The sequence below is a fragment of the Cupriavidus sp. KK10 genome (assembly GCF_018223725.1).
In the GTDB taxonomy this organism is placed as follows: domain Bacteria; phylum Pseudomonadota; class Gammaproteobacteria; order Burkholderiales; family Burkholderiaceae; genus Cupriavidus; species Cupriavidus necator.
The window spans coordinates 1-24,232 of the sequence record NZ_CP073677.1 but is presented as its reverse complement, the minus strand read 5'-3'; the positions used below and the strand labels follow the sequence as shown (position 1 = coordinate 24,232).

The 24,232-nt window shown below is 60.8% G+C and carries 16 protein-coding genes and 2 pseudogenes; 5 read left to right on the top strand and 13 right to left on the bottom strand.

Annotation, left to right across the window (positions count from 1 at the left end):
* From KB879_RS00085 to KB879_RS00070, 4 genes are all read right to left on the bottom strand, one after another.
* Positions 1–924, bottom strand: coding sequence for a hypothetical protein (locus KB879_RS00085; RefSeq protein WP_249221226.1), 924 nt, complete (start codon positions 922–924; stop codon positions 1–3).
* Complete coding sequence (locus KB879_RS00080) at positions 899–2,404, bottom strand: hypothetical protein (RefSeq protein ID WP_211980488.1); 1,506 nt, start codon at positions 2,402–2,404, stop codon at positions 899–901. The genes KB879_RS00085 and KB879_RS00080 overlap by 26 nt, the downstream gene beginning before the upstream one ends.
* Before the next feature lie 25 nt (positions 2,405–2,429).
* Positions 2,430–4,217, bottom strand: a complete 1,788-nt coding sequence (locus KB879_RS00075; protein ID WP_211980487.1) for an OmpA family protein — start codon at positions 4,215–4,217, stop codon at positions 2,430–2,432.
* Between the two features lie 828 nt (positions 4,218–5,045).
* Entirely contained in the window at positions 5,046–5,309 is a 264-nt protein-coding gene (locus KB879_RS00070; RefSeq protein WP_211980486.1) for a hypothetical protein, read from the bottom strand.
* 218 nt (positions 5,310–5,527) lie between these two features.
* Between KB879_RS00070 and KB879_RS00065 the strand changes: the two genes are divergently transcribed.
* Positions 5,528–6,316, top strand: a complete 789-nt coding sequence (locus KB879_RS00065; protein WP_035817984.1) for an ElyC/SanA/YdcF family protein — start codon at positions 5,528–5,530, stop codon at positions 6,314–6,316.
* Positions 6,317–6,595: 279 nt separating this feature from the next.
* On the opposite strand, the gene KB879_RS00060 is transcribed toward KB879_RS00065, so the two are convergent.
* A complete protein-coding gene (locus KB879_RS00060) occupies positions 6,596–6,853 on the bottom strand; it encodes a hypothetical protein (protein ID WP_371827382.1) in 258 nt (85 codons plus the stop codon).
* A gap of 286 nt (positions 6,854–7,139) precedes the next feature.
* Between KB879_RS00060 and KB879_RS00055 the strand changes: the two genes are divergently transcribed.
* Positions 7,140–9,782 carry an EAL domain-containing protein gene (locus KB879_RS00055; RefSeq protein WP_211980485.1) on the top strand — a complete coding sequence of 881 codons (2,643 nt, stop codon included), beginning with the start codon at positions 7,140–7,142 and terminating at the stop codon, positions 9,780–9,782.
* A 383-nt stretch (positions 9,783–10,165) separates the two neighbouring features.
* Here KB879_RS00055 and KB879_RS00050 read toward each other — a convergent pair whose 3' ends face one another.
* Both KB879_RS00050 and KB879_RS00045 read right to left on the bottom strand, forming a co-directional pair.
* Positions 10,166–11,485, bottom strand: coding sequence for an McrC family protein (locus KB879_RS00050; protein ID WP_211980484.1), 1,320 nt, complete (start codon positions 11,483–11,485; stop codon positions 10,166–10,168).
* Positions 11,482–14,502: an AAA family ATPase gene (locus KB879_RS00045; RefSeq protein WP_249221225.1), complete on the bottom strand. Its 3,021-nt coding sequence runs from the start codon at positions 14,500–14,502 to the stop codon at positions 11,482–11,484. The genes KB879_RS00050 and KB879_RS00045 overlap by 4 nt, the downstream gene beginning before the upstream one ends.
* Positions 14,503–14,645: 143 nt before the next feature.
* On the opposite strand from KB879_RS00045, the gene KB879_RS40345 reads away from it, so the two are divergent.
* The gene (locus KB879_RS40345) at positions 14,646–15,326 is read left to right on the top strand and encodes a PIN domain-containing protein (protein WP_211980483.1); all 681 of its coding nucleotides are present in this window, start codon (positions 14,646–14,648) and stop codon (positions 15,324–15,326) included.
* A gap of 197 nt (positions 15,327–15,523) precedes the next feature.
* Here KB879_RS40345 and KB879_RS40340 read toward each other — a convergent pair.
* Both KB879_RS40340 and KB879_RS00030 read right to left on the bottom strand, forming a co-directional pair.
* Positions 15,524–15,755 (bottom strand): annotated as a pseudogene (locus KB879_RS40340) (DUF1484 family protein).
* A gap of 163 nt (positions 15,756–15,918) precedes the next feature.
* Positions 15,919–16,140: pseudogene (locus KB879_RS00030) on the bottom strand (transposase); the annotation flags it as partial.
* Between the two features lie 411 nt (positions 16,141–16,551).
* Here KB879_RS00030 and KB879_RS00025 point away from each other — a divergent pair.
* Together KB879_RS00025 and KB879_RS00020 are read left to right on the top strand one after the other, a co-directional pair.
* Positions 16,552–16,926 carry a hypothetical protein gene (locus KB879_RS00025; protein WP_249221223.1) on the top strand — a complete coding sequence of 125 codons (375 nt, stop codon included), beginning with the start codon at positions 16,552–16,554 and terminating at the stop codon, positions 16,924–16,926.
* A complete protein-coding gene (locus tag KB879_RS00020) occupies positions 16,927–17,886 on the top strand; it encodes a PD-(D/E)XK motif protein (protein ID WP_249221222.1) in 960 nt (319 codons plus the stop codon).
* Here KB879_RS00020 and KB879_RS39180 read toward each other — a convergent pair.
* From KB879_RS39180 to dnaA, 4 genes are all read right to left on the bottom strand, one after another.
* On the bottom strand, positions 17,853–18,026 hold the full coding sequence (locus tag KB879_RS39180; RefSeq protein ID WP_249221221.1) for a type I restriction-modification system subunit M N-terminal domain-containing protein: 174 nt from the start codon (positions 18,024–18,026) through the stop codon (positions 17,853–17,855). The two genes, KB879_RS00020 and KB879_RS39180, sit on opposite strands and share 34 nt — an antisense overlap.
* Positions 18,027–18,235: 209 nt before the next feature.
* Positions 18,236–20,761, bottom strand: coding sequence for a DNA topoisomerase (ATP-hydrolyzing) subunit B (gyrB, locus tag KB879_RS00015; protein ID WP_035817900.1), 2,526 nt, complete (start codon positions 20,759–20,761; stop codon positions 18,236–18,238).
* A gap of 229 nt (positions 20,762–20,990) precedes the next feature.
* Positions 20,991–22,106, bottom strand: coding sequence for a DNA polymerase III subunit beta (gene dnaN / locus KB879_RS00010; RefSeq protein ID WP_153955239.1), 1,116 nt, complete (start codon positions 22,104–22,106; stop codon positions 20,991–20,993).
* A 368-nt stretch (positions 22,107–22,474) separates the two neighbouring features.
* On the bottom strand, positions 22,475–24,232 hold the full coding sequence (gene dnaA / locus KB879_RS00005) for a chromosomal replication initiator protein DnaA (RefSeq protein WP_153955238.1): 1,758 nt from the start codon (positions 24,230–24,232) through the stop codon (positions 22,475–22,477).

Below are 24,232 nucleotides of genomic sequence, written 5' to 3'. Positions count from 1 at the left end.
CTAACGTATTGGTGTAAGCAACGCAGGCGCTCCGAACCCAACCAGCCTCGCATTGCTGCGCTCAAAGAACCCATCCCAGAACGTTCTAAGGGCCTCGATGCTCTGTGGCGAACGATACGAGGCAGCAGCACTCCGCGCCCCCTTCGGTTCCGGAACAATCCCAGCGCCCATCACATAGACTGAAGCCCCACCAAAGTCAGCACGCACATTCGCCTTCTCGACTTTGCGCAACTCTTGCGCGGCGTCGATCTGCCGCATACGTTCCTGGCTATAGAAACTCGAGATCGACGAGTTCTCCAGCATGTCCGACACGATTAGCACCGTCTTCTGCTGCGCTGCTGTATCTCGTACCGCCTGGGATACAGCAGCAATGCTTGCCAATACGTCGGAGCGGGCCAACGCTTCGCTGCTGCCCTGAAGGGCTTCCCGCACCGATTCAGCCACCAGCTTCGTGCCATACGCATATTGCGACTTCAGGCATGCATCGAAGTTCTTCAGCGTCTTGACCGCAGTGGCATCGCGCAGCGACTGGTCGACCAGCGGTGCCTCCAGCGTTCCGGCGGCCCGCTGCTGCAAGTAGCGCCCTTGTGCATAGGCCGAGAAGCTGTATACGCGGAATGTTGTGCCCGGCCGCAGCAAGCCCTGCAGATGCCGGCCCAGCTCCGAAACCAGTTTGTCGTCCAGCACCGTGGTCTGGTCGATCATCAGAAACAGCGCGCGCTGCGCCGCTGTCGGCGAGCCGAGCTGATTGGCGACGTAGCAGCTGGGTATTTCCGGTGCGGCGAACGCGGGCCCGCAGAGCATTGTGGTGGCCACAGCCAACCACGCTGCGCAGCGCTTGCCGAAACCGGCGGCTCGCCAGTCTGACACGGGCCGGCCGGCAGGCGTACTTGCCATATCAGAGCAGGGCTTCCAGGCGCGCACGTTCAGCCTCCTTGTCCTGTTCTTCCTCGGCCTTGCGGGCTTGTTCCGCGGCAAGCCGCGCTGCTTCCTGCGCTGCCTTGCGCTCGGCAAGCTGCGCCGTGACGTCATTGCGCACACTGTCCGGCAGGCTCTGCAGCAGTGCAACGGCATCCGCCTTTCGGCCGGCAGCCGTCATCGCATCGATACGTGCAAGCACGCTCGCGGTGTCGGTCGCGGGCAGGCTCTCCACAGCCGCGGCGATGTCTGCCTGCGAAACATTGCGGGCAGCCGCTACGCGCGTGCGCGACTCCCTCGCCTCCATCAGGTAGTCGTCAAAGGCGTGTTCCAGCCGGAGCCCGTCATTGGCGCGCCGTTCGCTCATCTTTTGCTGCAGGGTCTGCAGCTTCGACTGAGCCACCTGCATCAGCGGCGTAAAGAAGGCCAGGTAGTCGTCATAGGTAGAGAACCCACGCGTACCGCGATAAGCGGCCTTGCTTTCCTTCCCGGCGAACCCCCACTTGTAGCCGCCGGCAATACCGACCAGCTGCGTGATGGCAAAGATGAAGGCCAGCATCAGGAAGGCCGCGAGGCCTTCATCGGCATAGGCGGCGTGGCCGTCGGCCTTGGCCTTGTCGTCTGCCTTCTGTTGCTCCTGGGCAAGCTCCGCGGGCAGCGCCTGGCCAAGCTTGTCAAACGGATTGCCGGCACCTGGCCCTTCCGCAACCAACGCGGTTTGTGCAGTACGCTCCGTCTCCAGGTGCTTGACGCGCATCACTGTCGAAACGATCGACACAAACACGATAATGACCACCGCCACCCCCACCATGAAATAGCTGCGGCTGGTTCCGACACGATTCACGCTTTGCTTGTACTCGGGCTCAGCGTCATCCTTGTCTTGCGGGTCATTCAGCTTGATGTTGTGGCTGGCAAACTTGCCCGGCTGCCCCTCGCCGCGCCACTCCGAGTCCGCCTTGGCGATCAGGTTGCTGCGATAGAGCTGGTGGCCGGCACTGTGCATCACGAACACGAAGATGACGCACAGTACGAACACGATTGCCCACATCAGCAACTGGCGCGCGTTTTCGCTGCCGCCTTCGCCTGCCATCCACGTGCCCAGCATGTATGAGAAGCCCAGGCCTTCGGCAAGCACCAGCACGCAAAGCAGACCCATCATCCATCCTGGCGTCGGCGAGCGCCCCAGGTCGTGCGCCTTGGATAGATAGGTTAGCCGCTTGTTGAACTCGTCCTCAGTGGTGAAATGGATGAACTGCTTGTAGTCATCGCACAGCGTGCGCTCGGACAACGTCCAGGACTTGTCTTTGGCAAAGCGTGTGGTGTCGCGGGACAGCCGTGCGATCTTGCCGATCAACGGCAAGCTGTACCAAAGGTTCATCAATGCAAAGTCGATCCGAAACTTGTTGCCGAGATACACAATCAGCAACACGGCAAGCGCGAGCGCAGAATTCAGCGCCGCAAGGTTCTCGTTGATCCAGTGACTCATCGTATTATTCTTTTCTCGTTGTTGATCAGATCTTGCCGCCGCCTGCCATCCGCGGGCTGAATGCAGCAGAGTAGCTATTGCCGTCCTTGTCGTAGCGCAGCCACGACCCCCGCGCCTGGTCCGGCGTGGCGTGCGGGATCACGATATCGAGGCATTGCAGCGGCGCCTTGTTGACAAAGACGCGGTAGAGCAGGCCCTTGTCGCCACGATAGGTATTCACCTGTGCCTCGGTGCGCAAGTCGGCGACTTGCCCGGCATCGTGGTAGTCGCGATATACAAGCACTTCAGGGCTGCGCGCCGGCGCACCGCCATCGCGCAACACCGCTACACCTTTCAGTGCCACGAGATGGCCGTTGACGGTATCGGTCCAGATTGTGTTGTACAGGCCAGGCATGTAATCGGCTGTCCGATAGGCCTTGTCGTCGCTTAGCGATTTCACGGCACGCGCCTCACGCGGCCGGTCCTGGTCGCAACGGGCCAGCGGCGTGTCCGCTACAGCGGACGAGATCAAGGCAAAGCCAGTGGGCCGATCAAGCTTGCCGAGATCTGGCACCATCACGCTGCGCCCGGAAGGCGTGCCACCGAAGTCGATCGACGGGGCGCTGACGATACGTGTCTGTGTCACGGGGCCTTGCTTCTGCGCCGGGGCAGGCGAGGCAGTAGCGGAAGCGGACGTGACTGGTCGGTCGCCAGCCGGTACCTTCACTGCATCGCTGCGCGCGTCGCCTTGGCGCGGCGACGCTGCGGAAGCGGTACGCACGGGCGACTGTGTTTTAGGCCGGTCACCGGCACGGGCGGTCGTTGCCGATTTCTTCTGCGCGGCGCCATTCGCCTCACCGCTGTCCCTGCCGGATTGCGTCCTGTCAGCGGCAGACTCGCGATAGAACGCCACGTTGGGTCTGCGAGCGGCAAGATACTTTGCAAAGGCCGATTCGTCGGTCACATCCACGATCTCGACACGACGATTCTTCGCCCGCCCCGTCTCGTCGCGGTTGTCCGCCAGCGGCATCGTTTCACCCGCGCCCTGATAGTAGAGCTGCGACTCCGTCACGCCCGCATCGCGGAACAGTGCAGCGACGGCACGCGCACGCTGCTCCGACAGCTCTGCGTTCAGCCTGGAGCTGCCTGTATCGTCGGTATGCCCGATCAGCAGGATGCGCCGCGACTTCAGTGCCTCAACGGCCTGCCGTTCTTGTGTCGTGGATTTCGGGCCAAGCATCCTGGCCTGCGCCGCATAAGCGTACTGCTGGGCGATCTCCGTGAAGGCGACACGGGCGTCCGGCGCCAACACGCTGGATCCGGAAGCAAACTGAGAACTGCCGCCAGTGCCAGCGTCTCGTACCGACACAGACATGCCGAGGCCGCCCTGTTCGCGGTCGCGTGTTGCAGGCGCCAACGCACTGCCGTCCGCGGCGATGTCGACCACAGTGACATCCAACCCGTGCTTCTTTGCAATGCGCGACAACTCGCAACGGCGGCGGTCCATGTCCGCCCCGATCAGCCCGCCAAGCGCCGCACCCACACCCGCGCCGAGCAGCGTACCGACCTTCTTGTTGCTAGACACGACATTGCCCAGGACCGCGCCGGCGATGACACCCGCTGCGATCCCGATATTGCGGGCATTGTTTGAGCAAGGATCGTCACTGGCGAACGTTTCCTTCAGATACGCGCCTGGAGCGGTGGCACATCCGGTGACCATCGAACATGCAACCGCAAGGCTGGTCCATCGCCACACGCCGCTTGCAGCAGGCCTCGCTGCCTTCCCTATTGCGCGTCGTGACGCGCCGACCGTTGTCTTATTCTCGTTGTGCATCGACCTGTGTTTCCTGAAGCGCCCGGCCATGTCCAACGACAGGCGCAATGGCACGCCACACCAGTATCGGCAGCGATTGCGGAAACTTTAGGGGCGGATGCACCTGCGAACGCGACGGGTGCGTTATCCGAGAACATGGGAAGGGCGGTGACCCGGCGGCCAATGGTAGTGATCGGCCTGGCTTGTGCCAACCCTCCTCGGGCCATGCTTCGGTGGGGTTGGAATGAACTCAATGCGAAGCCTATGTGGGATCCAATTGCTGGGGCTCACTCCATGCAGGCACGGCTTCGCTCTACTTGGTGATATATGCGGTGGTCGGAGTTTTCAGTCGAACGCGATGAGCCACTCATAGACCGTAAGCATCGCCATGGCGAGAAGTGGTGCAACACATAGCCAACGAAGCCGTCTCGACGCGTAGCGCAACCAGATTCCCATTATCGCGAGGCAGCAGGCAGCTAGCGCAAGTCCTGCTGCAATCAGGTAGTGTCGCTGCGTCTGGTACGCCCAGAGATTTGCCACCGGCCCCTCTGCACCAAATGGATAGTGCTGGGGTGAATTCCATGCCTGCCAGGCGTCAATCGCGATGATTGCCGTTACCGCTAGAAGCACGCCGCACGCCACCCACTTGATGCGTGAACGCGAGGTCAGAGTCCTTTGCATAGCCTTAGCTCTCACAGCAGACGTGCGGGCAACGGGGGTTGATTGAGATGCCTGCTTCATTGAAGAACCTTCCCTCCACTTCAGAAGCGACATGCCCACTCGCGGTGGAACGTACCTCTGGCCTCTCGATGTCCTTCTTGTTGATTCCGAGGTGTTCAAGTAAGCCTGTCATTGAACGCGCCGCGCTTCGGCAAGCTGGCGTGGAATACCGAGGATTTCGTTCTGACGCAGGTACATGTAGACGGTGTACCCGGCCGGAAAGGCCCGACGGGAATTGATGCGCCAGTCGGCAAGGCGCTTCACCTCCGCACCGGATAGCGTGGCTGAGCCGGGCTCGAATACAGTGCTGAACTCCAGGTAGGGCGGTCGGCATGCATTGGCCGACGTAGCTGTGAAAAACAGTACTCCGATCGCGATGAAATGCCTCATCATGGTCTCCAGTCCGACGCCACGCACAGCTCTGGCAAGTACCAAGATGTATCGAACTCTTGTGCGCGCGTCCCTAAGGCAATCCTTAAAGTTGCCCTTCTTCCGCACACGGACGCCGGTACAATTTGCGCCGCATGTTGCTGGTCGCCGCGCGAGGTCAGCACATGCATCGCTTCGCGTCACGGCGCTCTCCCAACGACTCAATGACTGCAATGCAGGAAATGAACACAAGCGCGCGCTGGCGCCGCATCGCCCTGGCGCTATTCGGCGCCGTCCTTCTCGCCGACGCCATCGCCTTAATGACCATAGGCCTGTTCAACTTCGGCATCGTCCTGCCAGGTTGCATCGGCGCGTCATTCCTGCTCCTTGCATGGCAGTGGCCCCTCGTAGCCCACTGGCGAGCAGCCAGCCACAGGCGCCAGCAACTATGGCAAGCAGCATGGATCGCGTTCGCCCTATGGCTGGCGACAGTGGCCGTCTTCTTCTACAACATCCACCACAACACCGAAGTCGCCATCCCAGGAAACTCCCCCGTAAAAGCCATCATCATCCTCGGCTCCGGCACACCAAACTGCGTCGCCTCGCCAACGCTGGTTGCGCGGCTGGATCAGGGCTTGAAGCACGCTCAGCAGTGGCCGCAGGCGAAGGTCGCGGTCAGTGGCGGGCAGGATTTCGGGCTGCGGTGCCGGGAAGCGGACATCATGGCTGAGTATCTGATCGCCCGCGGTGTCGCAGCAGACAGGGTCATCCGGGAAGGGCGCAGTACCAGCACGGAGGAGAACCTGATGTTCAGCCGGCACTTGCTTGAAGAGCAGGGCGTCGCCGCCACCGATCCCATTGTGGTGGTGACCAGCGATTTCCATGTACAGCGGGCGGTGCGGATTGCCCGGAAGGCAGGATTCGGGGAGGTCGCCGGAGCCGGGGCTGGAACACCACTCTACCTTCGGTATAACGCCTGGCTCCGTGAGTACTTCGCGGCTATTAGTGGATGGGTGTTGAGGGAGTATTGACTCCTGCGCAGCCCGGCCCTCAAGACAATGTGGCGAGCAACTTGTTGAAGTTGCGTTTTGCGCGATAGGTCTCGCGCTCCAGCTCGCGGCTGAATTCCGCTCGCTCCCTCAGCTTTATCCGCAGACTGCCGATAGCGCGTACGATTTCAAGTGCTTCGTCATAGCGCGCGTTGCGTGCACCGCTATCTACAGCGACGGGCAGTAGCTGCTGATAGCCAGTTGACGATAGCGACGCAACCCGCTCTCGCCCAGAGGTTCTGCATACGCTGGCAGGACATCCTAGAAGGTGTCCCATCCTCCCTCTGCCTGCAGCCGGAAGAGTCGCTCCGCGAGCTTCATCGGATCGGGGCCGGTCTGTTTGCATGCGTCGAGATGGACAGACGCCAGCGCGAGGATGGCAGGCATCACCCCGCCGCCGGAATCGTCAATCTGCTCGAGACTTTTTTCCGCGCCGGCAATCGCCAGTTCCGACAGTTCGACCACTTGCGCCGCGTGCGGTCCAGCGAGCCTCTGGCGCAACACGTCTGCCAGCGACATCAGGCTATCGCCGTATGCGCCCTGGCTCCGACAGCGGCGCCGAAATGTCTGTGGCGAAAATGCCTTAGCCCCCTTTTGGGGGGCGTCAATCAGGCCAGAATGGCACATAGTCGCCCACGTGCCCACGAGTCGAGCGGGGCATGATCACGACGTGCCGCTTTCGGCACACGCCGGCCCGGCTCCGCGCGGTGAGCACGGGACTGGAGTGCTGCTGCTTGTCGGGTTCGCTGACCTCGACTAGCCTGCTATCGATGTCGATTCTTCGCTGCGCTGCGATACCCATTTGATGCCAGAACGCTCGACCACCCGATATGGCAAGGCGCTGCAGCGCCTGCACCAGGTCTTTTCCCCGTTGAACCTGGCGGCGGCGGCGTGGCTGATTGCAACATGGGCGTTCGCGGCGTTTCAGCTCGTGAGCGAGCGGGACCGCTTGCTGCACGACGCCGCGGAGCGTACCCAGGCGCAGGCCCAGGCGTTCGGCGCGTACTCGAGATCCAGCATCCTGCGGCTGTCCGAGTTCCTCCTCGACCTGCGGGCCAGTTGGCTGGTCGGCCAGCCGGGATTCATCGACATGGTGCGTGAGCGGGAGAACTTGGTGGTGGACCTGTCGTTCCAGGTGTCGGTGATCGACAAGCATGGCCTGCTCATCTACTCGTCCATCGCCCCGCCCGCGCCCGGCCAGAAGGTCGACCTGAGCGGGCGCGAGCATTTCCGGGTCCATCAGAACGCGGGCGGGCGCGACATGCTGTTCATCAGCGACCCGGTGAAGGGCAAGGTCTCGCGCAAATGGTCGATCCAGTTCACGCGCCCCATCCTGCGCGCGGGCAGCTTCGACGGGGTCATCGTGGTCTCGGTCAGTCCGGAGCAGTTCGCCAGCTTTGCGCAGTCGTTCACAAACCGCGATGGCGAAGTGGCGTCGGTCATCAAGACTTCCGGCCAGGTCCTTGCGCGCGTGCCGGCCATGGAGGGCACGCTGGCCAGGGCGGTCAGCAACAGGCCGTACCTCGCCAGCGGGTCGCCCCAGTCTGGTAGTTATCGGGCGGTGTCGGGCTCCGAAGGCGTGGAGCGGGTCTTCGGCTATTACCGTTTGCCGGAGTTCGGGCTCAATTTCGTGGTGGGCGAGTCGGTCGGCCTGGTGCTGGCGCCCTACGAGGTCTATCGCCGCGTTGCCCTGGCCGGTGCCATTGCTTCCACGCTGCTGCTTGGCCTGTTGTACTACAGCCTGCGCCGCTCCATGGGGGAGCGACAGCGCCATATGGAGGAGATGCGGCTGGCTTCGCTGGTCTATTCGTCCAGCAGCGAGGCCATGGTGGTGACGTCGCTCGATGGCACCATCATCGACGTGAATCCGGCCTTTGCCGCCGCCACCGGCTATACAGCCAAGGAGGTCAAGGGCCGCCCGGGCTATATCGTCAGCGGGGCAGGCAATGTGGCAGGGCTGGTCGAGCGCCTGCGGGCCACCGTGGCAGCCAAGGGCAGATGGAGCGGCGAATTCTCGATCCGCCGCAAGGACGGCAGCGAGTTTCCCGCCTACCTGACCGTGGATACCTACCTGGCCCACGCGTATGGCGAGCGCCGCCGCGTTGCGCTGATCCATGACATGACCGAGAAACGCCAGGCGGAGGAAGTCATCCGGCACCAGGCGAATTTCGATGCGCTCACGGATCTGCCCAACCGCCGCCTGTTCTTCGACCGGCTGAGGCAGGAGATCGAGCGTTCGCGCGGCACGCAGGATGTGCTGGCGCTGCTGTTCATCGACCTGGATCGCTTCAAGGAGGTGAACGATACCCTCGGCCACGACCAGGGCGACCTGTTGCTGCTGGAGGCGGCGCGGCGTATTGCGGCATCGGTGCGCGCGTCGGATACCGTGGCGCGGCTGGCCGGCGACGAGTTCACCGTGATCCTGTCCGCTGTGGGCGATGCCGGCGTTGCCGGGGGCATTGCCGAGGCCATCCTGGAGCGGATTGCCGCGCCTTACCACCTGGCCGGCGAGCTGGTGGTGGTGTCGGCCAGCATCGGCGTGGCGACCTACCCCAAGGACGCCGACAACGCCGAGGACCTGCTGGTGTGCGCCGACCAAGCGATGTTTGCCGCCAAGGAGGAGGGCCGCAATCGCTGGAAGGTCTTCACCCAGGCGCTGCTGCAGGCGGAGAGGGAGCGCCTGCGCATCACGCAGGACCTGCGCACGGCGCTGGCGTCCGGCCAGTTCGCGCTGCACTACCAGCCCATTGTCGATCTGCGCACGGGCAAGGTCTGCAAGGCCGAGGCCCTGATCCGCTGGGACCATCCGGCGCGCGGGCCGATCCACCCGGCCGATTTCATTGCCGTTGCGGAGGAATCCGGCCTCATCATCGACATCGGCCGCTGGGTGCTGACCGAAGCGCTGGACCAGCTTGCGCGCTGGCAGGTGCTGCTGGGCAAGGGCTTCCAGATCTCGGTCAACAAATCACCAGTGGAGTTCTGCGCGCCTGCGAGCGGGCCCGAGTCCTGGTCCAGCATGATCGAGCGCAGGAACGTGCCGGTGGGCAGCCTCGTCATCGAGATCACCGAAGGCTCGCTGATGGAGCAGAACGCCGATGTCATGGACCAGCTCTCCCGCTTCCAGGCGGCCGGCATCGAGATCGCGCTCGACGACTTCGGCACTGGCTACTCGTCCTTGTCGTACCTGCGGCGCCTGGACATTGACTACATCAAGATCGACCAGTCCTTCGTCCGCTCGCTGACGCGGGGCCCGGACGACGTGGCCTTGTGCCGCGCCATCATCAGCATGGCGCATGCGCTGCGCATCCGCGTGATTGCCGAGGGCGTCGAGACCGAGTCGCAGCGCGACATCCTGGTGGCTGCCGGCTGCGACTACGGGCAAGGCCACTACTTCTGTCCGCCGGTGGAGGCCAGCGCGTTCGAGGCCTACGTGAGCGCCGTGACTTGAGGCGGGCGGCGTCCTTCGGTGCCTTGGTCGGGGCTCGTCTGAGCTTCGTGCTTGCGTCTCCAGCCGCGAGTTCTTGTAGGCGATCTCCAACACGCGGGAGAAGTGCTTTTGACTGCGTCGACGGCCCTGCGGAAGAGCCCCTTTGCCGTGGCGCAGACCTTCGTAACGACGGGCAGAATCGCAGACGCTATCGGCGCCGGCAGGCTCTGCACGCGGATGCCCGTTGCTACGGAAAGCAGCTGAAGCGTCGAATAGGCGGCAATGACCACGGAGAAGCCTGCCGACACGCCGGTACCAGCCACCAGCTTTAGCGCGGCGCTAAGGCCGTTTGTCAGGATCTCGCTGGTGGCCTTTCGCCTGGCTCCGTGAGTATTTCGCTGCGATCAGTGGATGGGTGTTGAAGGAGTATTGAATCCTATGTAGCTAGGAGCTGCTCTCAACGGAAGCCCAGTCACCCCTCCATCAACCAGGCGCGCCAACTCGAGGTCGAAGGGCAGCACCCAAAGACTAAGGTCAGCACTGAACCGAAAGGCCGGCAATGGATGTTGAAAGGCCTGGCGGCGAGGATAGATAAGCGCCAACTCTCCTTTCCCCGCGAGGTACTTTTGACCGTAGGCATAGAGCTGATAGAAGTCCGCCTGGCTCAGGCCGTAGGCACCTGCCTTATTCCCGGCATCCAGCAACTTCCACTTCGTATCCAGCACCCAACGCTCCCCCTCATGCTCTATCAGCAAGTCCGGGCGCAGTTGGAACATGGTCGCGCCATCGTGCTCGCATAGTGATTGGCGGGAGGCCTGGGCAGTAAGCCGCGCCCCCGCTGCCAAGTCAAGTTGGAGTCGCGCCGCAACATATCGCTCGAACAGCTTTTCCATCGGGAACAGCAAGCTGATGCCGTACGACTTTCCAACGACAGAGAATGGCATCTGGCGCGACAGCACCAGTTCGCACCATGGCTTAACCGCCTGATAGTGCGCCATCAGGCGGTCTGTCCGCCAGCGCTTGAAATCTTCGTCAATGCTCGCGCTTCTAGGAACGTCCTGAAATAGTGCTCGCAACTCCTGCGCAAGCCGCCAACTTGTTGGGTTTTGCGTTTGCTGACAGATGAACTCAACGGCCTGCTTCAGCAGGCGGTTCTCCGCGCGATCTGGCGAGAAGACGTCGTGACGTGTCTGGAAAATGTGCTGGCGCCCCAGAGGCTGACGCATCTGTCGAACGGCATCCAACTGGCCGCGTAGATGGCGCTCCTCCGCCTCAACGCGCAAATAGTCAGACCGCACACCGCGTTTCACTAGATGGTCCAACGCGGACAAGAATTGTGCGATCACCCACTCCGTCAACGGGGAATCAAACCGTTGAAGTGAAGTCTCACCTACCTCGCGAACGGGAAGGTCCATCGCGCCTGCAATCATTCGGCGCAACAGCGCCCGGCTCTTGCCGACGTCGCAGGTTCCATCGTCATGCTTGGGAAGAATCTCCACTCGGGTGCCGCAGGGCGTCTCGACAACGCCGACGTAGTTGTCGAGCCTTAACCAGCGACGATCCTCAACTTGCAGCAGCGACGAGCCTGATGGACTCAGTTCCGCATTCAAGCGGCATAGCCACTCAAAGGCAGTGGCAGATACCTGAGCCCGATCCAGAGAGTTTGCCGCAAGAGGCGCCATCGTCAGCCTGGCGTACTCCCGCACCGTGACAAAAGTGGTCACTCAGCCATGACTCCGCCATGCTCAATGACCCCCGCATACGCTTCAGCGAGCAAGAACGCAGCCTCATTGATCATCCAGCGCTGGTTCTGATCCGTGACGCTTACGCCCTCGCCAAAGAGCTGCGCTACGTTACTTGCAGGCTTCTGAATGAACCGGTGTGCTGCCACCTTCCGATGATCGTTGAGGACCCATTGGATACGCTGCCAATCCTCGAAGAAATATTCCTGAAGCAATGGGATGAGCTTCGACTGAAACACTTCACCCAGAGCCTCTATCGTCGGTGTGTCGACCAGAGACATGAAGTATGCGTGGCCAATGCAATGGTCGCGGTCAAGCAAGAGCTCAATCCGTTCGTTCATGACGCGCAGCATCGCACCCACATTCACGCCGGAAATCTCCACCGCATCCAGCAGTTCCGGTCTCGGCGGCATCTCGCGGAAGCTGAAGCGGCGCCGCAACGCAAGATCCAACCCAGCCAGTGAGCGGTCCGCCGTGTTCATCGTGCCGATCAAGTAAAGGTTCGCTGGTACGCTGAAGCGCTCCTTAGAGTAGGGCAAGATCACCTCAAGGGCTTCCGCATTACCTGCACGTTTCGAAGGCTCGATCAGCGTGATTAGCTCGCCTAGGACACGTGATACGTTGCCGCGGTTGATCTCATCGATGATCAGGACTTTGGCATCTCGCGGCGCCGGACCTTCATCGTCGGCGGGGTAAGTCGACCGAGCACGGGTTAGGCGTTCGACCAGCGCAGGGAGTATGTTGTTGTAGCCATTGACTAGGTAAGGCTCCAGAGATGACTCGGACACCTTCTCGAACACCCGCTTTTCCTTGATGTCTTCGATGGTTAGCTCACCCCGGCGCACATAGTCCGCAAGCATCTTGAGCATCCGCATGCTGAATGCCAACTCATTTCCGTTTGGCTTCTTCAACTCCAGGACGTCTGCCGATGCGTTCGTGACGCTGTAGGCGCGTCCAAACACCTCACCCACGTGGTATGGTGCACCGCTAGGTACACGCACACCACTAGCTGGCTTCGTCTGAAGCAGCGCTTCCAGCTTCTCCATTTCAATTGCGCCCGGACGAAGCTCATACAGTGTCATCTGACTAAACTGATTTGCCATCAATTGATCCAGCGGCAACGACGGCTTATAGACGCGCAACCACCGGACTGCACGGCACTGCCCGTAATTGTCACCTTGCTCGTCGCGCTTCAGGCGTTGGTAGTTCCCGGTAATCTCGCCAATCGCGCGGAACTTAGTATTGCCGTCCGTTACCACGACTAGGTCTCCGATCTTCATCTTGAGTACGAATGTGGAGACGGCGGTAATTGCGTAGGCATCCTCAGCGAGGACGGTACCGGCTTCCTGGAAGCACCTGATGATGTCGTCTCGCGTCTTGCTCCCGCCAAAGTCGATCGTCCCACCGTAACCATGCAGGGCATAGCCCTTGTCGATGCACTCATCGAAAATGTACGCATCGCTTCCCAGCGTGTTGCCTAAGGACATCTTCCATACCCTTCGGCCCTTGAGATCAAGAGGCGCCTCTGCTGCCTTTGTCACCTTCGCGGCTGCCGCCTCACAGAGACTTTTGAAGACGCCATCCACGATCGAGTAGCTTAGCTGCCCGTCTTCAGTATTCTCTGCACGTATGCCTTCCACAAAGTCTTCGTAACTGAAGCTCTGATGAAAAGTGACGAACCGCACGTGCCCAGCCTCGACCAGCGAATCGAAGTGTCGCTTGATGGCAGCGCGGTCGGAGCGATTCGCAGCGAGAAATTCCGGGGCAAGAATCTCCAACGCCGTGTTGATCGTTTCGTACGTCTTTCCTGTACCTGGAGGACCGAAAAGTATCTGGTTGAGCGGGAGCGATTGATTCATATTCTTGTGTGTATCCGCTGAGTGTTCGACTACATCCGCTTCGTCTGTACTGTCATACGCATCGCATAGAGCCAAGAGGGCCTCCATGTCGGGCACCACGACCTTAACCATGGCGCTGCCCACAGCAAGCGTCGGCGCGTTAGCGGCAATATTGCTGCTCCGCGTTCTAGTCTCCGAATAGGATTCCACGTCCCGTAGTTGCGACCGAATTGAAGCAAGCCAGGAGCCGGCACCGAGATAGATCGTTGTCTTCTTGTTATCGAGCGCGAGGGCGATTTGACGCCCACTGGACGTCGAATATCCAGCCATCTTCTGGGTTGCTGGCTTGACCGGCGTAAAACGGTCAGACTGATCCAGAAATGCCTTGGCCTCGTCAGTGGTGAGCTCGGTGCTAAGCTTGTCTTGGACATTCGCCCACACCGAATCACCGTACTCGAAGATGCCCCAGCCGTTGTCATGCTCCATGAGTTCCCGCTGGAGCGTGGAGACCTTCTTCTGCTTACTTCCCACTGCAGCCTGCAGGTACTCCAGCTTTAGCACGGGCAAAATGGTCGGATGCTGTCGATCCTGATAAAGGAAGGCGAGCTTCCATTTGACGACCTGCCCAAGGTCAACTTCATCGATTGCCTCGAGATTACCTGTGCTGGCGGCGTTGGCAACCTGAACAACTTTGCTGAGGACCTGAGCAAAAGCTGCCTCAGGCGTATCGCCATACTTGGCGTACCACGCGTATTGTTCCCCGTAGTATCGGTCCCCGTCTCGTTTTGCCTCGCCAGGCTTCTTTCGTGAGTAGATCCCAAACTTGAATGCGGACCCTCCCCACACCGATCCCAGCGCTTCGGTTTTCGCCTCAAGCCAGTAAACAAAGCAGTCTTGGTTTCCTGCTTCGCTGTACTGCTGCAAGCTCATACTGGAGAGTTCTTCCAGAGGCCACCGGTTGAGAAATGCATCCCATTGCGCATTGCGAGATTCTATTGGCTCGTTCATTTGGGGGCACAGAATTATTGTTGTGTACTGCCGGTAATTCGAGATCACTAACGTGGCACCCCTGGGGGCGGACCGTTCGACATCGACGACTGCTTTCGCGGAAGTATACTGGGCCAGTCGCTTTTCTGCGTAGCAGGCGAGCTTATCCGCCACGATATTCACCACCCGCCTTGAGGGCGAAGTGAAGGACCGCCTATTTGCAATCCAACTGGAGTGGGGTGTGATGGACCACGTGCGATTCGTCGTACACTTCAGATACGATCCCCTCACCCCCTTCGTTGATACTGGCAGAGGCCATGGCGAAACATCTGCTCCTCGTCGATTTCGAGAATGTATCGAAACTCGACCTATCTCCGCTCGACGATAGCTACGAGACTTTGATCTTCGTAGGAAACAAGCAGCAGCCACCAAAACGGCTCACCAGACAAAATGGGAAATTCTGCCGAATCGACTTTCAGAAGATCGAAGGGAGCGGTCGCAATGCGCTGGACTTCCATATTGCATTTCATTTGGGCCGGACTTTTGAGACCGCACGTGACAGGGTGTGCTTCGTGCTCTCAAACGACAAAGGCTATGACCCGCTGCTGAGCTACCTCAACCAGAATGGCCTCAGTTGCCGGCGGATCAGCAGTCTTGATGAACTCGCGATACCCCCAACCAAAGACACATCACCATCCCCTGCAGATCCGGAACGAACCGTTTGCCCTAAGTGCAAACGCGCAAGCACGATCGAACATCACGGCGGCAGATGGTGTACGTACTGCGGCCGCTTTGCCTCACCGCCAGATCAGCGACAGTTGCCGTCGAGCACACTACGCGATAGCGGCGCACGAGCAAAATCAGTAATCAGGTTTCGGCCCGTCACACTAGGATCAAGATCGGGCCTGCGATGTACACGCTGCAGCCAGCCAATGGCGCCTGGCGACGGGGTGTATGACGATGGGGAATGGACCTGCTGGGGCTGTGTTCGTCGCTAGGTAGGAACAACGAATGCCCTGCGGCAAGTAAACACAATGACGCGCCGGCGCCGTATCGGACTCGCCCTATTCGAGTGAAGCTCCGGGCTTATGGAACGCCACCGTACCAGGATACAAACGGCGCGAGACCAGTTGACTCGCGCCGTTTGCTTTTCAGCGCTGCTCATCCGTTGGGCGGGTAAGCAGGCTCTCCCTCGTCAGACCAATGCCTGCAGGCGGTCGGCGGTGTCGACCAGCTGTTGCCTGAGCGGCAAAAGCAGGGCGTGGAGGCCGATGCTTGATGTCGCTCTGCAGCTCCAGCAAGGTCAGGAAGGACTGAAGGCCGGCGGTGACGCGCAGGATGTCGTCAGTGGCTTCGAGGATGCGGCCCTCTAGGGTGACGGCCTCCGCGAGAGCTCCCCCGCCAAGGCCCGCCCGAAGAGGGCGCATGGCGCACGGACGAAAGGATACTACTGATAGCTTCGTCCCGTGCACCGTTGCAGCGTTAAATCACCGGCGCGGTGTTAGTTCTTCAGTCGCGAGGCCGTGCGGGGCATTTGCGACGCGAGGGAGGTGTCAGGAATTCTGTGTGCTGAGGTCGGTTAAATAAATCTCAGCGTAGGGCGTTGGTGAAGCGGTCACCGAAGAGAATGGCGAACTGGTTGGCCGCTTGTTTCCAGGTGATGGGCGGCATCTTCCAATCTTTCTCGATGTTGCGCAAGGCCAGGTACAGCAGCTTGCTGGCGGCTTCGTCGCTGGGGAAGTGGCCCCGGTTCTTGACGATCTTGCGCAGCTGCATGTGCATGCTCTCGATGGCGTTAGTAACCGGCATGATAGGAACCGGTGCCCGTCCTCTCCTCACCGCGTAACTTGGTGTATGGTTCGACCATCCGGGACAAGGGGCACCGGGGAGCACTTCGGGTGGGCAGGCCGTTCATATACGTTGAGCTGCGAGCTCGTGTTAGTAGTTGGCCGCCGAGGCGACCGGCAACACGATCGCCATCGCGAACGTGCTGACAGGTCATGTCGGCAAGGTGATTTGTCGCCAACCCCTTGCAAGTCCGCCTGATCGCTGAAGCCCGCGTGAAGACGGATAAGATCGCAGCTTGGCGGTCTCGACAACGGAGCGGCCGCCAACGATGTAGACCCCGACCGCTACATCGACAAGCGCTCAGGCAAGAAGAACATCCTGTTCGAAAATGTGCCTATTGAGACAGTCATCGATGGACTGCTTGAGCGGCTGCGAATGGGCGACGGAGATGACGCCGTGCTGAGGGTGGGCTGCGTTCTCGCATTGCGACAACTCATAAAGGACGGACAGACTCACGCTGATGTCTTTATTATCGGCGAACTCGTGGCGCAAACTCGTAGTAAGACGAAGGCTGGCGCTATTAACCAGGTTTTCCAGGGCAAGAATCCCGACACTACGGACCGCTCACAGTTGCTGTATAGCGGTGACCGAGACTTTGCATCGGCAAGCCGCATTTCGTTGCATCTTCGCGCTTTCAATCTGCTGAACGCAAAGACGAAGACGCCGGAGGAGCAGGGCGTGCCATGGTTCGCCATGCACGTGCCGGAATCGCTCAAGAAGCGACTGCTGATACAAGCGGAGGGCGTGTAAGTGCAGGCTTCTCTGTGGCAACAGTTTCAGGCGCTTGGAAAATCTAATGAGGGAGAGGCATCGAGGACAATCCGGTGCGGTGCCGGACAACGGCATCTCCTGCTGAAAGGCGAGCGTGACGAACCGATTCTTTTGCTCGCGACTGCACAAAGGCGCTCGCCCAGGGCGCCTATCAGGCTTAAGCACGTCAGCATCCAGTTTGATGCTCGCTACGAGGTGACCGCCACTGACACCGGGAAATCGTCGAGCGAATGGTTTTGCAAGGTCGCGTGTGATGCCGGCAGCGCGTCGTTGCATGGCTACTTTGTCGAACTACTTGCGGCGACAGCAAACTCTCTTCCAGGTCAACTCGATGACTCAGCGGTTGATGAGGCCGTCGAGGCGCTGATGGAACTGTTCCGAAAAATGGCGACGCCCTCACGGGCATCCATGACGCGGCTCTGGGGAGAGTTGCTTCTCATCAATGCCTCGTCGTCACCACAAAGGATGGTGGACGCGTGGCATGTCGCGCCAACCGACGATTTCGATTTCGCCACTGACGGTTTCCGGATTGAGGTGAAATCGACGACCGGCACACTTCGAGAGCACGAATTTTCGCTGCGGCAGGTCCGGTCCGAACGGCCCGATGACTTCATAGCCAGTGTTGTTCTTCGCAGCAGCGCAGACGGTTTATCGGTCCTAGACCTTGCCCGACGCATCTCGCCGCAACTCTCAGACGCGGGGCAAGCAAAGCTGTGGCAACTGGTTATCGAGACCTTGGGCGACGACGCTGAGTCGACCGAGTGGCAAGCGTTTGATGTGGCGTCTGCGACAGCATCGATTGTGCTAGTGCCAGCTACACTTATACCGGCCCCTTCTATTGCTCCGGGCGATGCTCAGGTCGTGTCGGACGTTCGCTTCAGGGCGCAGATTGGAATTGTCTGCAGTCAACATGCTGTGCCAGTTTCAACTCTCCTTTGAATTCGTAAGGTATGGCCGCCGTTCGGTAGCCGGCCTTCGATGCCCGCACCCGTCGGACGGTTAGCCGCCTTGTTCTCTTCGAGCGTGTGGGCGTCGTCGAGGCGGCGAATGAACAACAGGTAGGTGATTTGTTCCAGCACCTCCGTCGGGTGGAAATGCCTCCAGACCAGAAAGCGTTCCAGATAGCGTCGATTTGGTTTTTGAGTTCAGATTGTGCACGTGCTCGCGGGAATCCGCGGAAGGCGGCGGGACGAACCGCCATATATCCGAACTATCAATAAAAAAGACCCATAAGTTTCTAATCTTATGGGTCTTTTTTTTTCAGGTTATGCGTCTATCTACAGGCAGTTCAAACATCAATATTCCGCGCCACCAACGCATTAGATTCGATGAAATTCCGCCGCGGCTCCACCTCATCCCCCATAAGGGTGGTAAAGATCTGGTCAGCCGCAATAGCATCCTCAATCTGCACCTTCAGCAAACGGCGTTGGGTAACATCAAGCGTAGTCTCAAACAGCTGCTCAGGGTTCATCTCACCAAGACCCTTATAGCGCTGACGCGAAACGCCACGCTCAGCTTCGGCAAGCAGCCATTGCATGGCCCCGTGGAAGTCGTTGACAGTCTGATCGCGCAGCTTTTCGCCTTCACCCCGCTGCACCTTAGTCCCTTCCGGAGTCAGCCCTTGGAAAGTCTTAGCAGCATTGGAAAGCGCGGCGTAATCAGCACCATGAACAAAGTCCGCATCCAGATGCGACAGCCGCACGTTGCCATGATGGCGCCGCGCAATCATCAACCGATGCTTATCCGTCTTCTCATCAAACTGCGCATAGACGTCAGCGGTACCGTCGTCATTCACGGCAGCCCCAATCAACGTCTTGGCATGCATCTCAGCCAGCTTAGCCTTCAGCGCCACGGCAGACGCCTCAGCGGCAGCAGCGCTATCGAGATCCAGCGCCACCCCATCAGCAATCGCGCGCAGGGCATCGGTATCAACCACACGTGACAGGCGAGAGATCACGCCTTCAGTCAGCTGATACTGCCGCGCCAACTCAGTCAGCGCATCCCCATTGATCTCCGTACCATCCGGCCGCACCAGCACAGCCTTCTCCATCGCCAGCTTCAGCAGGTAGGCATTGAGCTCGACATCGTCCTTGATATAGCGCTCTTCCTTGCCGTGCTTGATTTTGTACAGCGGCGGCTGCGCGATATAGACATAGCCGCGCTCGATGATGTCGGGCATCTGACGGTAGAAGAACGTCAGCAGCAGGGTGCGGATGTGCGAGCCGTCCACGTCAGCATCGGTCATGATGATGATGCGGTGGTAGCGCAGCTTGTCCAGGTTGTAGTCGTCCTTGCCGATGCCGGTGCCCAGTGCGGTGATCAGCGTCAGCACTTCCTGGCTGGACAGCATCTTGTCGAAGCGGGCGCGCTCTACGTTCAGGATCTTGCCCTTCAGGGGCAGGATGGCCTGGAACTTACGGTCGCGGCCTTGCTTGGCGGAGCCGCCTGCGGAGTCGCCCTCCACCAGGAAGAGTTCTGACAGGGCGGGGTCTTTTTCCTGGCAGTCGGCCAGCTTGCCGGGCAGGCCCATGCCGTCCATCAGGCCCTTGCGGCGGGTCATTTCGCGGGCCTTGCGGGCGGCTTCGCGGGCGCGGGCGGCGTCTACGATCTTGCTGCAGATGATCTTGGCGTCGCCCGGGGTTTCCAGCAGGAAGTCGCTCAGGGCCTTGCCGACGAGTTCTTCCACGGGCAGGCGCACTTCGGACGAGACCAGCTTGTCCTTGGTCTGCGAGCTGAACTTGGGCTCGGGCACCTTGACGGAGAGCACGCAGGACAGTCCTTCGCGCATGTCGTCGCCGGTGGTTTCCACCTTGGCTTTCTTGGCGACTTCATTCTCTTCGATGTACTTGTTGATGACGCGGGTCATCGCGGCGCGCAGGCCGGTCAGGTGGGTGCCGCCATCCCGCTGCGGGATGTTGTTGGTGAAGCAGAGCACCTGCTCGTTGTAGCCGTCGTTCCACTGCATGGCCACTTCCACGGCAATACCGTCTTTTTCGGTGTTGGCGTAGAAGATGGTAGGGTGCAGCACGCTCTTGGAGCGGTTGATGTACTCGACAAAACCCTTCACGCCGCCGGAGAAGGCAAAGTCTTCCTCCTTGCCGGTGCGCTGGTCGACCAGCTTGATGTGCACGCCGTTGTTCAGGAACGAGAGCTCGCGGATGCGCTTGGAGAGGATCTCGTAGTGGAACTCGACGTTGGTGAAGATTTCTTCGTCGGCCAGGAAGTGCACTTCGGTGCCGCGCTTGTCGGTGGCGCCGATGATCTTCATCGGCGAGACTTCAACGGGCTGGCCGTCGGGGCCGGTCACGGTCTCGACGATGCGGTTCTGTACGTCGCCCTTGGCGAATTCGATCAGGTGGACCTGGCCGTCGCGGCGCACGGTCAGGCGCAGCCACTTGGACAGGGCGTTCACGCAGGACACGCCCACGCCGTGCAGGCCGCCGGACACCTTGTAGCTGTTCTGGTTGAACTTGCCGCCGGCGTGCAGCTCGGTCATGGCGATTTCCGCCGCGCTGCGCTTGGGTTCGTGCTTGTCGTCGAACTTGACCAGGGGCGGGATGCCGCGGCCGTTGTCGACGATGGAGATCGAGTTGTCGCTGTGGATGGTGACCTGGATCTCGGTGCAGTAGCCGGCCAGCGCTTCGTCGATGGAGTTGTCCAGCACCTCGAAGACAAGGTGGTGCAGGCCGGTGCCGTCGGAGGTATCACCGATATACATGCCCGGGCGCTTGCGTACCGCCTCCAGGCCTTCCAGGATCTGGATCGAAGAGGCTCCGTAGGTGTTTTCCTGCTGCGGGTTCTGCTGTTCGGTCATGTCTTTCTACTCACGGCAATGGCGGAATTCGGGCCGGGCCGGCATAGCGGCGGGGCGCGAAAGGGTCCGCATGGCGGGTTACTAAAAACGGCAAAAGGGGCGGATCGTCGTTTCGATCCTGCCCCCGCTGCGGGATGGTCATCCCCAGGACGTCCCGGCCTGGGCCAGGTGTCGTTGCGTGCCGTTTGCTGCTCCGGTTCTTGTCTGGTCTGGTCCTGTTACCGGATCATCAGATGCGCATCGGCATGACGACGTACTTGAAGTTGTCGTCTTCCGGCACGGTAATCAGCGCACTCGAATTCGAGTCGCCGAGGCTGACCTGCACCTGCTCGCTCTTCAGGTTGGCAAGCACGTCAAGCAGGTAGGTCACGTTGAAGCCGATATCGAGCGCGTCGCCCGAGTAATCGAGTTCCAGCTCTTCCTGCGCCTCTTCCTGGTCGGCGTTGGTGGAGCTGATCTTGAGCATGTGCGTGTCGAGGATGCAGCGCACGCCCTTGAATTTGTCGGTCGTCAGGATCGCGGTGCGTTGCAGCGCCTGCTGCAGCCGCACGCGGTCGATGGCGAAGGCGTTCTTGTAGCCCTTGGGGATCACGCGCTGGAAGTCGGGGAACTTGCCTTCCACCAGCTTTGAGATCAGTTCGATATTGGCGAACGTGAACTTGACCTGGTTGGCGGCCAACTGCACCTGCACCGGATCGTCGTTGTCTTCCAGCAGGCGCTGCAGTTCCAGGATGGTCTTGCGCGGGATGATGACTTCCTGGCGCGCGCCCACGCCGACGGCTTCGGTTTCCAGCTCAACGCCGCAGTACGCCAGGCGGTGGCCGTCGGTGGCGACTGCCATGACTTTCTTGCCTTCCACCACCAGCAGCATGCCGTTCAGGTAGTAGCGGATGTCCTGCTGCGCCATGGCGAAGTGGACCATTGCCAGCAGGTGCTTGAAGGTCTTCTGCGGCAGGCTGACGCTGGCGTTGAATTCGCTGGCTTCGGCAACGGTCGGGAATTCCTCTGCGGCCAGCGTCTGCAGTGCGAAGCGGCTCTTGCCGGATTGCACGGTCATGCGCTTGTCGTTGAGCGACAGGGCCACGTCGCCGTCAGGCATGGCGCGCAGGATGTCCAGCAGCTTGCGCGCGGCCACGGTGGTGGCAACGCCGTCGCTGCCAACGCCGCATTCGGCGTGCGTGGTGATCTGGATCTCGATGTCGGTCGAGAGGAAGGATACGTTGGACCCGGACTTGCGAATCAGCAGATTGGCCAGGATCGGGAGGGTGTGGCGGCGCTCCACGATGCCGCTCACGATTTGCAGCGGACGCAGCAGATTGTCTCGCGAGGTTTTGACCAATTGCATTGAATTTATCCTTCGTCGTTTGTAATCGGCGACCGCAGAACGCAAACAACTCCAAATTCACTTAGGAATCAAGGAGTTAATGTGCCATTGTACCAAGGATAAGCCGCTGCGGTGAAGCGGGGCGGGACCGGCCGGCGGGCCAGCTGTGCACAAAAAGCCACGCTGGCGCAAACCGCACTTGCCATCCCGTCCCGACTCACCGCAAAGCCTTATCAGTGGCCATTTTCCGGACACTTGCCCCGGCGACGCTGACGTTAATTCCCCAGGCGCCACGGGATGTCCGTGGCGCGCACCCTACAGTATGCCAGCCCCGAGGGGCCGACCCTTCAAAACGCCTTCCCGGGGGTACCCCGGGCATCGGCCATGCATCAGCCCTTGAGCGTTTGCTCCAGCACGTGTAACTCGTGGTTCAGCTGCGCGTCCTTGCTGCGTTCGTCGGCGATCTTGCGCACGGCGTGCAGCACGGTGGTGTGGTCGCGGCCGCCAAAGAGCTCGCCGATTTCGGGCAGGCTCTTCTGCGTCAGCTCCTTGGCCAGGTACATCGCAATCTGGCGCGGCCGTGCAATATTGGCAGGCCGCTTTTTCGAGTACATGTCAGCGACCTTGATGTTGTAGAAATCCGCGCAGGTCTTCTGGATGTTCTCCACAGAGATCTGGCGGTTCTGCACGGTCAGCAGGTCCTTGAGCGCTTCGCGCGTCACCTCGATGGTGATGTCCTTGCCGTGGAAGTTGCTGAACGCCAGGATCTTGCGCAGCGCACCTTCCAGCTCGCGCACGTTTGAGCGCAGGTGCTTGGCGACGAAGAAGGCAACCTCTTCGGGCACGTTGACGCTTTCCGCGGCGGCCTTCTTCATCAGGATGGCCACGCGCATTTCCAGCTCGGGCGGCTCGATGGCCACGGTCAGGCCCGAGTCAAAGCGCGAGATCAGGCGGTCGTCGATGCCGCTGATTTCCTTGGGGTAGGTATCGCTGGTGATGATCACCTGCGCCCGGTTGGCAATCAGGGCCTCGAAGGCATAGAAGAACTCTTCCTGCGTGCGGTTCTTGCCGGAGAAGAACTGGATATCGTCGATCAGCAGCAGGTCCAGCGAGTGGTAGTAGCGTTTGAACTCGTCGAACGCCTTGCGCTGGTACGCCTTGACCACGTCGGAGACGTACTGCTCGGCGTGGATGTAGCGGATGCGCGCGCGCGGGTTCTCCAGCAGCATGTAGTTGCCGATGGCGTGGATCAGGTGAGTCTTGCCCAGGCCCACGCCGCCATAGAGATACAGCGGGTTGTACGACTTGCCCGGGTTGTTGGCCACCTGGATGGCCGCGGCACGAGCCAGCTGGTTGGCTTTACCAGTGACGAAGTTGTCAAAGGTCAGGATCGGGTTCAGGCGCGAGCGCTCATGCACCGTGTCGCTGGGCTGGTGGCCGGGCATCGGCGTGGCGCCGCCCATCTGCTGGTGGGGCTGATGGGACGGGTGCGGCTGCTGGGGTTGCTGCGGCTGCACGCGGTAGGAGCGGGCGCTGGCCTCGGCGGGGTCCATGTGGACCACGTCGATCTCGCCCATGTCGGCGCCGTGCTGCGGGTGATGCTGGCCGGGGTGCTGGCCGCCCATGCCTGGGGCCTGCGCACGCGCGCCGGCCGGGACCGGGGCTGCGGAGGGCATGCCGACCGGATTGCCGTACTGCGGCTGGCCCATGCCGTACGCGGCTGGGGTGGGGTACTCGCCATAGCCAGGCTGGCCGGGCATGGCAAACGGGGCCTGGCCGCCCATCGGCTGGGCGCCGGGATAGCCGGCCATGCCCGTACCCGGTGCTGCGTGGCCGTCCATGCCGCCCGGGCCCATGCCGGGCTGGGCCGGCTGCATATAGGCAGCGGCACGGCCCGACGCGGCGGGATCCAGCACGAACTGGACGCTGACCTGCGCTTCCCAGTACTCGCAGGCAAGTGCGGTGATGCGCCCCGAAAACTGGCTCTTGACCCAGTCCAGCTTGAAACGGTTGGGCGCGGCAATGCGCAGCGCGTGCGTTTCTTCATCGAACGCAACGGGCGCCAGCGGCTTGATCCACGTTTTGAACTGTTGCGGCGTCAACTCGCGCTCTAATTGCGCTGCTGCCGCCTGCCAGAAATCTTGCAT